The 11,079-nt window shown below is 70.4% G+C and carries 12 protein-coding genes and 1 pseudogene; 8 read left to right on the top strand and 5 right to left on the bottom strand.

The window, feature by feature from the left end:
• Positions 1 to 1,236 (bottom strand): annotated as a pseudogene (locus JNW91_RS07205) (carboxypeptidase-like regulatory domain-containing protein); the annotation flags it as partial.
• Between the two features lie 161 nt (positions 1,237 to 1,397).
• Here JNW91_RS07205 and JNW91_RS07200 point away from each other — a divergent pair.
• From JNW91_RS07200 to amcA, 5 genes are all read left to right on the top strand, one after another.
• Positions 1,398 to 1,751: a sterol carrier family protein gene (locus tag JNW91_RS07200; protein ID WP_309244266.1), complete on the top strand. Its 354-nt coding sequence runs from the start codon at positions 1,398 to 1,400 to the stop codon at positions 1,749 to 1,751.
• A 169-nt stretch (positions 1,752 to 1,920) separates the two neighbouring features.
• Positions 1,921 to 3,459, top strand: a complete 1,539-nt coding sequence (gene purF / locus JNW91_RS07195) for an amidophosphoribosyltransferase (RefSeq protein ID WP_203174121.1) — start codon at positions 1,921 to 1,923, stop codon at positions 3,457 to 3,459.
• A 61-nt stretch (positions 3,460 to 3,520) separates the two neighbouring features.
• A complete protein-coding gene (purM, locus tag JNW91_RS07190) occupies positions 3,521 to 4,675 on the top strand; it encodes a phosphoribosylformylglycinamidine cyclo-ligase (protein ID WP_203174120.1) in 1,155 nt (384 codons plus the stop codon).
• 175 nt (positions 4,676 to 4,850) lie between these two features.
• The gene (amcB, locus tag JNW91_RS07185) at positions 4,851 to 5,954 is read left to right on the top strand and encodes a cyclophane-forming radical SAM peptide maturase AmcB (RefSeq protein ID WP_305070399.1); all 1,104 of its coding nucleotides are present in this window, start codon (positions 4,851 to 4,853) and stop codon (positions 5,952 to 5,954) included.
• Entirely contained in the window at positions 5,923 to 6,159 is a 237-nt protein-coding gene (amcA, locus tag JNW91_RS07180) for a multiple cyclophane-containing RiPP AmcA (RefSeq protein ID WP_203174118.1), read from the top strand. The genes amcB and amcA overlap by 32 nt, the downstream gene beginning before the upstream one ends.
• Before the next feature lie 143 nt (positions 6,160 to 6,302).
• Here amcA and JNW91_RS07175 read toward each other — a convergent pair whose 3' ends face one another.
• Both JNW91_RS07175 and JNW91_RS07170 read right to left on the bottom strand, forming a co-directional pair.
• Positions 6,303 to 6,518, bottom strand: a complete 216-nt coding sequence (locus tag JNW91_RS07175) for a DUF3073 domain-containing protein (protein ID WP_007454329.1) — start codon at positions 6,516 to 6,518, stop codon at positions 6,303 to 6,305.
• A 300-nt stretch (positions 6,519 to 6,818) separates the two neighbouring features.
• Entirely contained in the window at positions 6,819 to 7,901 is a 1,083-nt protein-coding gene (locus JNW91_RS07170; protein ID WP_203174117.1) for a Glu/Leu/Phe/Val family dehydrogenase, read from the bottom strand.
• Positions 7,902 to 8,094: 193 nt separating this feature from the next.
• On the opposite strand from JNW91_RS07170, the gene JNW91_RS07165 reads away from it, so the two are divergent.
• Positions 8,095 to 8,934, top strand: a complete 840-nt coding sequence (locus tag JNW91_RS07165) for a CBS domain-containing protein (protein WP_203174116.1) — start codon at positions 8,095 to 8,097, stop codon at positions 8,932 to 8,934.
• Between the two features lie 249 nt (positions 8,935 to 9,183).
• Positions 9,184 to 9,393, top strand: a complete 210-nt coding sequence (locus JNW91_RS07160; RefSeq protein WP_007073996.1) for a BldC family transcriptional regulator — start codon at positions 9,184 to 9,186, stop codon at positions 9,391 to 9,393.
• A 66-nt stretch (positions 9,394 to 9,459) separates the two neighbouring features.
• Here JNW91_RS07160 and JNW91_RS07155 read toward each other — a convergent pair whose 3' ends face one another.
• The gene (locus JNW91_RS07155) at positions 9,460 to 9,849 is read right to left on the bottom strand and encodes a PPOX class F420-dependent oxidoreductase (RefSeq protein ID WP_203174115.1); all 390 of its coding nucleotides are present in this window, start codon (positions 9,847 to 9,849) and stop codon (positions 9,460 to 9,462) included.
• Positions 9,850 to 9,903: 54 nt separating this feature from the next.
• Here JNW91_RS07155 and JNW91_RS07150 point away from each other — a divergent pair, with 54 nt between their 5' ends.
• A complete protein-coding gene (locus JNW91_RS07150) occupies positions 9,904 to 10,683 on the top strand; it encodes a class I SAM-dependent methyltransferase (RefSeq protein WP_203174114.1) in 780 nt (259 codons plus the stop codon).
• Between the two features lie 49 nt (positions 10,684 to 10,732).
• Here the strand turns inward: JNW91_RS07150 and JNW91_RS07145 are convergent, their stop codons facing one another.
• A complete protein-coding gene (locus JNW91_RS07145; RefSeq protein WP_030491406.1) occupies positions 10,733 to 11,020 on the bottom strand; it encodes a hypothetical protein in 288 nt (95 codons plus the stop codon).
• Positions 11,021 to 11,079: the final 59 nt, after the last annotated feature.

Raw genomic sequence — 11,079 nt, 5'->3', positions numbered from 1 at the left:
GTAGCCGCCGGGCGCCGGCTCGTCGCCGTAGCCCGTGCCGCCCCAGCCCTGCCCGCCCGCTGCGCCGTACGGCTGCGCGGGCGCGGCGTACGGGTCCGGTGGGACGTCGTCGACCACCGGGCGGTGCATCATCGTCGGCGCCTCGCTCAGCGCCGCACCGCCCACCATGGTCGGGTCCGGTCCGCCGCCGGCCCGGTTGACCACCCGGGTCTGGTCGTCGCCGCCACGGAACGCGCCACGGGCCGCCGGCACCGCGCCGGCGCCCTCCGGGGCGTCCTCGTCGTCGCCGTTCTCCTTGCGCCTCATCCAGAGCAGCACGATCGTGCCGACGCCCGCGGCCACCAGCAGGCCGCCGAGCAGAATGATCAGGTACGAGTTGAAGCCGCCGCCCTCGTCCTCGTTCGCGGCGTTCGCCGCGGCGCCCGGGCTGGCCTCCTCGGACGGCTGCTCCTCGGCGCCTTCCTCGGTGGGCTCCTCGGTGGGAAGTGCCTCGGCGGTGGCGGACGGGGTGGCGCTGGGCGTCACCTCGACCTTGATCTCCAAGCTGATCCGCTGCCCGGTGACGGACTGCCCCGCGTTCGCGTTGAAGCTCTTGGTGGAAGTGATGTTGTCGAAGCTGGCACCGAGGTCGATCCGGCCCGGAGCGATCGGGTTCTGGGTGGAGCCGGCGAAGCGGAAGTCGCCGCTGCCGTTGCTGATGGTGTCGAACCGCTTGCCGGTGCTGTCCTGAAGGATCACGATCGCGTTCGGCACGGCCTTGCCGTCGGCCTTCTTGACCACCTTGCCCGAGACCGACCGCACGGTCTGGTTCTGCGGCGGCGGGGCCGCGGCCTTGCCCGTGAGGTTGACCGTGGTCGAGCCCTGCCCGTTCCCGAGCCCAGCGCTGGCCTTGACGGTGACGCGGGCGGACCCGCTCGAAGCGTCGTCCGCCAACTTGAACTTGGCCGTGTAGGTCTTGGCCTCGGTTACGTTCCCCTGCGAGCAGCCCTCGATGCACTGGAGCTTGGAGTTGTCGGAGCTGACAGTCACGTCGGCGGGAACTACCGAGTCGTCAAAGCTGAGCGTGTAGCTCACCGTCGTCTCGCCGCCCGCTTGGACGGTGCCTGGGGAGGCGGAGACGTTTGTGACCTTGGGAGCGGCCATTGCTGGTGTGGCGGGGACGGCGAGCAGAGCGCCGGCAACCAGCGCTACGACCACACCGGCCCGCTGCTTCCAGGCACGTCGGTGTGTTGACACGTCCACCGCCTTCCGGGCTGACTTCCCTCTGACCGGCGGGGCGCCGGGCCGGGGATCATCACGGTACGAATACGCCGTCGGCAACTATGCCTTGTCTCACTGGATCGGCGCGACCCAGGGCCAGCGTCGAGTGCTCCGCCTGCGGGTCGTATCGTCCCGTCGTGTCCTCTCCGTACAGTAAGTCCGCCGCCGTTGCGGCGGCGTTGTCGGCGCTCGACGAGGGGCGTACGCCCGAACGGCTGGTGTTCCGGAAGGCGGTCCGGACGTTGTTGGCCGTCCTCGCGGAGCGTGCCCCCGGCCGATCGGTCGAGGTACGCGTTCCACCATACGGGGCGATCCAGTGCGTCCCCGGCCCTCGACACACCAGGGGAAACCCGCCAAATGTAGTCGAGATGTCGCCGGAGACCTGGCTCGCGCTGGCTCTCGGCCGGATCGACTGGGCCGAGGCGGTCACCGACGGTCGCGTCCAGGTGAGTGGCGTGCGGGCGGACCTGTCGGCGTTTCTGCCCCTCTAGCTGCTCCGATGTCCGAGTGTCGGTAACTGTGAGCGGGGGAATCGTGACTATCTGTATCGACGGCTATTCGCGTACACTGTCAGGCGACGACAATGGTCCCGGCCGGGGAGTGTGGATCCGCCCCGTGATCCCCGCCAGGCCGGTCCAGACCAGCGTGAGGGAGCGGTAGGTGCCCCGAGGCGACGGCCGGCTGAGCCACGACCTTGACCCCCAACGACCCGGCCCACAGGACGCCTGTGGCGTCTTCGGCGTCTGGGCCCCCGGCGAAGAGGTTGCCAACCTGACCTACTTCGGCCTCTACGCCCTCCAGCACCGTGGCCAGGAGGCGGCGGGCATCGCGGTGAGCGATGGCTCCGGCGTGGTGGTCTACAAGGATCTCGGGCTGGTGGCCCAGGTCTTCGACGAGCCCACCCTGGCCAGCCTGCGCGGCCACCTGGCGATCGGGCACGCCCGCTACTCCACGACCGGCGCGTCGAACTGGGAGAACGCCCAGCCGACGATCCGGTCGACCAGCTCCGGCACGACCATCGCGTTGGCGCACAACGGCAACCTGGTCAACGCCGCCGAGCTGGAGAAGGAGGTCGCCGAGCTCGGCCTCGTCGCGGACGGTTCGACCAACGACACCTCGTTGGTGACGATGCTGCTGGCCGGCCGACCCGACCTGTCGGTCGAGGCGGCCGCCCTGGAGGTGCTGCCGCAGCTGCGGGGCGCGTTCAGCTTCGTCTTCATGGACGAGTCGACGCTCTACGCGGCCCGTGACCCGCACGGCGTACGCCCGCTGGTGCTGGGCCGGCTCGAACGCGGCTGGGTGGTGGCCAGCGAGACGGCCGCGCTGGACATCGTCGGCGCGAGCGTGGTGCGCGAGGTCGAGCCGGGCGAGCTGATCGCCATCGACGAGGACGGGCTGCGCTCCACCCGGTTCGCCGCGCCGGAGCCGAAGGGCTGCCTCTTCGAGTACGTGTACATCGCGCGTCCCGACGCCACGATCGCCGGTCGCAACGTGCACGCGGCGCGGGTGCAGATCGGTCGGCAGCTGGCCAAGGAGCACCCGGTCGAGGCCGACCTGGTGATCCCGGTGCCCGAGTCGGGCACCCCGGCCGCGATCGGTTACGCGGAGGCGTCCGGCATCACCTACGGCGCCGGGCTCATGAAGAACCCGTACGTGGGGCGCACCTTCATCCAGCCGTCGCAGACCCTGCGTCAGCTCGGCATCCGGCTCAAGCTCAACCCACTGCGGGAGAACGTCCGCGGCAAGCGGCTCGTGGTGGTGGACGACTCGATCGTCCGCGGTAACACCCAGCGGGCCATCGTGCGGATGCTGCGCGAGGCGGGCGCGCTGGAGGTGCACGTCCGGATCTCCTCCCCGCCGGTCAGGTGGCCCTGCTTCTACGGCATCGACTTCGCCACCCGGGCGGAGCTGCTGGCCAACGGGTTGGACAACGACGGCATCCGGCGCTCGATCGGCGCCGACACGCTGGGTTACGTTTCACTTCCCGGCCTGATCGCCGCGACCGAGCAGCCGAAGACCCGGCTGTGTCGGGCGTGTTTCGATGGTGAGTACCCGATCGAGCTGCCGGCCGGCAACCTGATCGGCAAGCACCTGCTCGAAGGGGTGGGTCGACGGGTCGCCGGTTCGGCGCCGGAGGCCCCGCACACCAACGGCTCGCTCGTCGCCACTCCGGGTGGCGTGACCGCAAACCGCCCGTAGCACCAACCGGCGCGGCCCGGCCACCGCCGGCGCGGCACCGAGAACCACAAAGGGGAGAACCGTGACGCACGTGTCCGAGCGCAGCGGCGCAGGAAGCAGCCCGACCGGCGCCGGCGGCGACCGCCAGCCCTGGACGGCCGGCGCCGGCCGCCAGGGGCGCAAACGCTCGGTCTCGTACGCCGACGCCGGCGTCTCCATCGACGCGGGCGACCGCGCGGTGGAGCTGCTCAAGTCGAAGGTGCGTCAGACCCGCCGCCCCGAGGTGCTGGGTGACCTGGGTGGCTTCGCCGGCCTGTTCCGGTTGGACACGAAGAAGTACAAGAGCCCGATCCTGGCGTCCTCCACCGACGGGGTGGGCACCAAGCTGGTGATCGCCCAGCAGATGGACATCCACGACACGGTCGGCATCGACCTGGTCGCGATGGTCGTCGACGACCTGGTGGCCTGCGGCGCCGAGCCGCTGTTCCTGCTCGACTACATCGCCACCGGCGAGGTCGTCCCGGACAAGGTCGCCGAGATCGGCGCGGGCATCGCCGACGGCTGCCGGTACGCGGGCTGCGCGCTGCTGGGCGGGGAGACCGCCGAGCACCCCGGTGTCCTGCGTCCGGACGAGTACGACATCTCCGCGACCGGCGTCGGTGTGGTCGAGGAGGCCGACATCCTCAGCCCCGACCGGGTCGAGGTGGGCGACGTGGTGATCGCCATGCGCTCGTCCGGCCTGCACTCGAACGGGTACTCCCTGGTCCGGCACGTACTGCTCGGCGCGGCCCGGATGCGACTGGACATCGTCATCGACGACTTCGGCCGGCAGCGGACCCTCGGTGAGGAGCTGCTCACCCCGACCAAGATCTACGCCAAGGACTGCCTCAAGCTGATCGCCGAGGCCGAGGTGCGGGCGCTGTCCCACATCACCGGCGGCGGCATCCCGGGCAACCTGGTCCGGGTGCTGCCGGAGCACGTCGACGCGGTGGTCAACCGGTCCACGTGGAAGCCGCAGCCGATCTTCGACCTGATCCAGTCGAAGGGCCGGATCGACGACCAGGACATGGAGTCGACCTTCAACATGGGCGTCGGCATGTTCGCGATCGTCTCGGCCGAGGACGCCGACCGTGCGCTTGCCACGCTGACCGGCCGTGGGGTCGAGGCCTGGCAGGCCGGCGAGATCATCGAGGGCACCGGCAACGTGCAGATGGTTGGCCAGCACACCCGCGGATGATCAAGCTCTGGTGATCGTACGGGCACCTGATCAGGGCTTCACCCGAGTGGCCAATGCCGCCTAGCCTGAAGGGCACCCTTCAGAGACGCTTGGGAGGTCGCCTCGCGGCTTCCCGACCGCCTCTCAGGCTAGGCGGAGGAGGGCGATGGCTGCTCGGGGACAGTCGTTCAGCGGGATGCGCGGCCTCGCCGCGGTTCCGTCGTACGTCGTCATGCAGCCCACCACCCTCTGCAACCTGGACTGCGCGTACTGCTATCTGCCGTTCCGGGCCGTCGACCGGCAGATGTCGGTGCCGGTGGCCGAAGCGGTGGCTTCGGCGGTCAATCCGTGGGCGGCGGTGGATCGGTTCTCGGTGGTGTGGCACGGCGGGGAGCCGTTGGCTGCCGGCCGGGAGCATCTGGCGGCCCTGATCGCGCCGTTCGGGCCCCAGGTCGAACACCATGTGCAGACCAACGCCACGCTGATCGACGACGAGTGGTGCGACTTTTTCGCCCGGCACGAGGTGCGGGTCAGCGTGAGCGTGGACGGGCCGCGGGAACGCAACGGCGACCGGGTCAACCGGGGCGGCCAGCCGGCGTACGACCGGATCCTGCGCGGTGTCGCCGCGCTGCGCCGGCACGGGCTGCCCTTCTCCGCGCTGGCCGTGGTGTCCCGCCCGGAGCCGGGGCTCGCCACCGAGCTGTACGCCTACTTCCTCGATCTGGGCTGCGACGTGCTGGGTATCAACATCGAGGAGACCGAGGGCGTCAACACCCGCGACAACCGACATGATCCGACGACGGTGACGGCGTTCTGGGCGGAGTTGGTGTCGGCGTGGCGTCGGGAGCCCCGGATCCACCTGCGCGAGGTGGAGTGGTCGCTGCGGTACGCCGCGGCGGTGCTCGACGACTCGGCGGACGGGGTGCTGCCCCGCCGACTGGACCCGATCCCGACGATCGGGCACGACGGTTCGGTGACGGTGCTCTCCCCGGAGTTGGCCGGCTTCACGGACCCCCGCTACGGCGATTTCAGCAGCGGCAACGTGCTGGCCACCCCGCTGGCCGAGATCCTCGCCGGCGCGTCGGCCACACCCTGGGTGGGCGAGTTCCTGGCGGGTGTGGAGGCGTGCCGGGCGTCCTGCCCGTACTTCGGCTTCTGTGGCGGTGGCCATGCCGCCAACCGTTACTTCGAGCTGGGGCGTTTTGACGGTACGGAGACCGAGCACTGCCGCAACAGCAAGATCCGCCTATTGGAGGGAGTGTTGGAGCATGCCCGAGACCACCAGTCACCGGCGGCCTGAGCGCGAAGCGGACGAGGCTCCGGACGGAGTCACCGAGCGGGTGCGGGAGGCGGCCCCCGGGCTCGTGACGCTCCTCCGAGAGGCCGAGGAGGCGCGGCGGCTCCGGGCGGAGGTGTCGGGCTCCGACGGCGCCAGCGCGGTCTGCGCCTGGAACCACTTCGAGAACATCCCGACCTTCTACAACTGGAACAACCGGCCGCGCTGAGGGTCGCCGCGATCAGGGGCCTGTCGGTCGGCCGGATGAGTTCCCGGCCAGGGCAGGCCCCTGAACGTCGGCACCGGTGCCGTTCCCGACGGGCACATGCGTGAGCACGCGGGGGTCACCGCGTGCTCAGCTGCGTCGAGAGGTCAGCGGGTCGGACGGACCCAGGGATCCGGATCGTCGTCCGCGTGATTCTCATCATCATCGTCGACGAACTCTTTTGAGTCGTCGTCGAAGTGGTGCTCAGACTTACCAGCACCCGCCAGTTCGCGCTGCAAGGCGGTGAGGTCGGTGTTCGGGGAGTGGTACTTCAACTCCCGGGCCACCTTCGTCTGCTTGGCCTTAGCACGGCCGCGCCCCATGGCTCGACCCCCTCGCACAGAATGCGGGGCAGCCCGAAGGCGGGCCCCGATGACGTCAGGCATCTCTCGTGGCTCTTACGGTACATGGGGATGCCATCGTTCGGCACCTCGGGTTACCGTCGCCGGCTCTGCGCGTCGCGTCGATCCGGCCGTCACCCAGTGTACCCGGTAAGGGGTGGAACGGAGAGCACCCGTGACACGGGACAAACCACGCCAAACTTGACCCGGCCTCAGCTTACCCAGACGGGCCGGCAGAGGGGCCCGGAGGCGGATACCGATCGATCCGCCTCCGGGGAACGCTCAGCGCAGGTGGATCGAGCGCAGCCGGCCGACCTCGGCCATCCGCCGCTCCGCCAGCCGGTCCGCGGCCACCGCAGGCGGCACACCCTCGGCGTCGGCCAGGTGCAGGATCTCCCGGGTGGTGTCGAAGATCCGGGTCGCCCGCAGCTTCGCCCGATCGAAGTTGAAGCCCTCGATCTCGTCCGCCACCTGGATCACGCCGCCGGCGTTGACCACGTAGTCCGGGGTGTACAGGATGCCCCGGTCGGCCAGCAGCTTCTCGATGCCCGGGTGGGCGAGCTGGTTGTTCGCCGCACCGGTCACCACCTTGGCCCGCAGAGCCGGCACGGTGTCGTCGTTCAGGGCGCCCCCCAGCGCGCACGGGGCGTACACGTCGATGTCGGCGGCGACCAACGCGGCGGCGTCGTCGACCAGGGTGACCTGCGGGTGGTTGGTGCGCACCCAGGCCAGCGCCTTCGGGTTGACGTCGGTGGCGACCACCTCGGCGCCGTCCTCCAGCAGGTGCCCGGTCAGGTACTTGCCGACCTTGCCCAGACCGGCCACGCCGACCCTGCGGCCCCGCAGGCTCGACACACCCCAGACGTGCTCGGCTGCGGCCCGCATGCCCTGGAAGACGCCCCAGGCGGTGAGGATCGACGAGTCGCCGGCGCCACCGTGCTCCACGCTGCGCCCGGTCACGTAGCGGGTCTCCCGGGCGATGATGTCCATGTCCGCCACGTACGTGCCGACGTCGCAGGCGGTGTAGTACCGGCCGGCCAGCGACTCCACGAAGCGGCCGTACGCGCGCAGCAGCGCCTCGCTCTTGATCTGCTCCGGGTCGCCCCAGATCACGGCCTTGCCGCCGCCCAGGTCGAGTCCGGCGAGCGCGTTCTTGTAGGCCATCCCGCGGGACAGGTCGAGTACGTCGGCGAGCGCGTCGTCCTCGCTGGCGTACGGGTAGAAGCGGGTGCCGCCGAGCGCGGGCCCCAGCGCGGTGGAGTAGATCCCGATGATCGCCTTCAGGCCGCTCTGTTTGTCCTGGCAGAAGACGACCTGTTCGTGACCTGTCGATACCGGGTCGTCGGTGCTCGCGAATACGCCCATGACTGGCTCCTGGAGTGGTGTGCGTCCTTGTGGGACGCGGACCTGGTGGACCCCGGCGGGGATGCTGCCGGTGTGATCGAGCCTAGTATCGGCCGCCGTGCGGGTGCTCGACGCGCCGCCGCCGTCCCACGTTGCGGCGCGCGTGGTCCGGCCGCTGACCGCGCTCGCGTGCGGTTCGTGGGAGGATCGCGCCGTGCCGTCGCTCTTCGCTTCTTACCTGCGCGTGTACGAACCGCTGACCGCCTTCGACCGGGACCGTCAGAGTTACTGGCGTCGCTACGTCTCCGAGGGGCGGGCGGTGGCGCCCGTGGAGGGGCCCGTCCGGCAGCGGACGGCGGTGATCGAGGCGCTGGGCGCGGGCTGGACCCGGTTGCCCGACCTGCCGGAGGAGGCGTACGTCCTGGAGACGGACGACAGCCTGCTGGTCTGCCCGTGGAACCTGCGGATCCGGGTCGCTGAGGCGGCGCTCAGCGCCCGGGACGGGGTGCCCTCGGTACTCGCCGACGCCTTCGTGCCGCCGGTACTCGCCGGACAGGCCAGGGCGGTGGTGGACGACTGGCGCAGTGGCGCCCGGGTGCTGGAGCACGGGGTGCCGCGGGTGCACGAGCAGATCGCGACCTGGGGCGTACCGCTGCGGTGGTTCGTGCTCTTCGACGCGGCGGAACGTGACCTGGTCACGGAGCCGGGCCGGCGGGCGTTGCGCTACCGCACCGAGATCTCCAAGGCTCGGCGGCGCTCGTCGCGGGCGCTGTCGGTGCTGCGCAAGTCGGTGGGCGAGGCCCCGATCACCGACGCGGTGGAGGAGGCGGCCCGCTGGCTGGAGGAGTTCCATCCGCGTTCGGTGGTGGAGCTTGACTACGGCGGCCTGGTCGACCTGCTCTCCGACGAGACTCTCGTCGCGGACGACTCGCCGGAGCTGGTCGCCGGCGGTCTCGCCGGGCTGGCCCGAGGTGAGGCCGAGGAGGCGTCGGCCGCGTACGACACGTTGGTGGCCCGGTGGCGCGCGGTGCAGCTGCTGGAGCGGTGCAACTAACGCAAATCGCCCGCAAATCGCTTCCAAGATGAGGCGCGCTCGTAGTTGACGCATCACGAACCGTGATCATGAGTCCGAATAAGGTAGTTTCTGCCGTGTAAAAGTCGTAAAAATCGGGCATGGTTCATCCGTCCGTCTAGGGACCTTCATCCGTTCGGCCCATGTCGGACATCGGGGACTAGCCGGACCATGGGAGACGCGTCGCCGGCGGGACCCCGGCCGATGTCTATACATGTGGAGGAGTGACCGATGGCATCGCGAACGCACGAACCAGAGCCGCTACTCACACCGGCCGAGGTGGCGTCGATGTTCCGTGTCGACCCGAAGACGGTGACCCGGTGGGCCAAGGCCGGCAAGCTCAGCGCCATCCGCACCCTGGGTGGTCACCGTCGGTACCGCGAGTCGGAGGTCAGGGCGCTTTTGCAGGGCCAGATCCCGCAGCAGCGGCAGGGCGACTGACCCGGTAGGGGTTTTTCCGAAAAGGGGCGGTGGATCTCGATCCGCCGCCCCTTTTCGTGCCCGGCCTCAGCGCCGGTCCTCGGTCAACGTGACCCGGATGCCGACCGTGCCGCCCTCACCGCGACGCAGCCGGCTGCCGAGCAGGCTCAACCGACCGATCAGCCGGTACTTGTGTTTGAGCAGGTCGCGGATGCGACCCGTGTCGCCGCCACCGTAGATCGTCGCGTGGGCGGGCACCTCCGCCCCGTGCGGCCGACCCCGCACGTCGCACGGCGCCAGCGTCACGTCGCCGTTGTGGCGGATCCGCTTCACCTTGCCCGAGTCGGCCCGGGTCCAGATTGCCAACGCCTCGCCGTCGCGTACCGCCCAGACCGGCGTCGGCACCGCCCGGCCGTCCTTGCGGAAGGTCGTGAGCAGGATGTACTTCTCGGCCGACAGCCGGTCCAGCGTGGTCACGCCGCCAGGATACGGCCGCGGTGGGCCACTGGAAGGCCGGATAGCGTGAACGTCGTGACGGGCGAGCCTCAGATCGGTGACGTGATCGGTGAACTGCTGCGGGACACTCTTGCCGTGGCCACCGGGGTGGGCCCTCGACCGCTGGTCGGCGGCCGACTGCCCCGGCCGGTCATCGAGATCATCGAGCGCGACGACGGGTTGATCAATGGCGCGCCGGCCGCGCACTACCTGGACGGGCCGGCGGACTGGCAGCCGTACGACCACCGGGCCGTGGACCGGGTCCGAGGCGAGACGCTGGACATCGGCACCGGCGCCGGCCGGATCGCCCTGCTGCTCCAGGAGCGCGGCGTACCGGTCACCGGGCTGGACACCTCCGCCGGCGCGCTGGAGGTGAGCCGGCGTCGCGGTGTCCGGCGGCTGGTGCACGGCACGGTGGACACCCACGTGGCCGACGGCCAGCGGTACGACACGTTCCTGCTGCTCGGCAACAACCTCGGGCTGTTCGAGGGCCGGCAGCGGGCGCCGGGGTTCCTGGCCGCGCTCGCCGCCCTGGCCCGGCCGGGAGCGCAGATCATCGCCCACGGCACCGACCCGTACGGCACCCGCGACCCGCTGCACACCGCCTACCACGAGCGCAACCGACGGCGCGGTCGACTCGGCGGCCAGTTGAGGCTGCGGCTGCGCTACCGCGAGCTGGGCACCGAGTGGTTCGACTACCTGGTCTGCTCGGCCGACGAATTCGCCGGACTGGTGCACGGCAGCGGCTGGCGGCTGATCGATGTGGACGACCGCGACGCCCCCTACTACCTCGCCACCCTGCGCCTCGCCGACTGAGCGACGGCCCCCGCCCTCCGTCGGGCGGAGGCGGGGGCCGTCGTACGTCTCAGACCTGGACGGTCGGGGGGAGCTGCTCGGGCGGAAGGCCGCCGTCGCCGTCGACCACCTCGTCCGGCTGACCGTCCTCGTCGATGTCGACCATGGTGATGTCCACCTTGCCGTCACCGTCGGTGTCGAACTGGAACAGGTCGGCCTTGCCGTCGCCGTCGGTGTCCACCACCCACACGTCGGTCTTGCCGTCGTTGTTGGTGTCGGCGCGCAGCAACTCCACCCGCTCGTCGCCCCGGGTCTCCACGATCTCGGAGTCGGTGACGCTCTCCGGTGCCTGGCTCATGTCGATGCGGTCCTTCCCTCGGTTGACGGATGGTCAGTACCCGAACCCGCGCTCCCCCA

The organism is Micromonospora parastrephiae, assembly GCF_016802865.1.
Lineage (GTDB): Bacteria > Actinomycetota > Actinomycetes > Mycobacteriales > Micromonosporaceae > Micromonospora > Micromonospora parastrephiae.
This window is presented reverse-complemented; position numbering and strand designations above follow the sequence as displayed.

What these genes read in the sequence shown, in the direction of transcription:
- amcB (WP_305070399.1), top strand. Translation starts at nt 4,851, where the DNA reads ATGCGCGGCCTCGCCGCGGTTCCGTCGTACGTCGTCATGCAGCCCACC.
- amcA (WP_203174118.1), top strand. Translation starts at nt 5,923, where the DNA reads ATGCCCGAGACCACCAGTCACCGGCGGCCTGAGCGCGAAGCGGACGAG.
- JNW91_RS07175 (WP_007454329.1), bottom strand. Translation starts at nt 6,518, where the DNA reads ATGGGGCGCGGCCGTGCTAAGGCCAAGCAGACGAAGGTGGCCCGGGAG.
- JNW91_RS07170 (WP_203174117.1), bottom strand. Translation starts at nt 7,901, where the DNA reads ATGGGCGTATTCGCGAGCACCGACGACCCGGTATCGACAGGTCACGAA.
- JNW91_RS07160 (WP_007073996.1), top strand. Translation starts at nt 9,184, where the DNA reads ATGGCATCGCGAACGCACGAACCAGAGCCGCTACTCACACCGGCCGAG.
- JNW91_RS07145 (WP_030491406.1), bottom strand. Translation starts at nt 11,020, where the DNA reads ATGAGCCAGGCACCGGAGAGCGTCACCGACTCCGAGATCGTGGAGACC.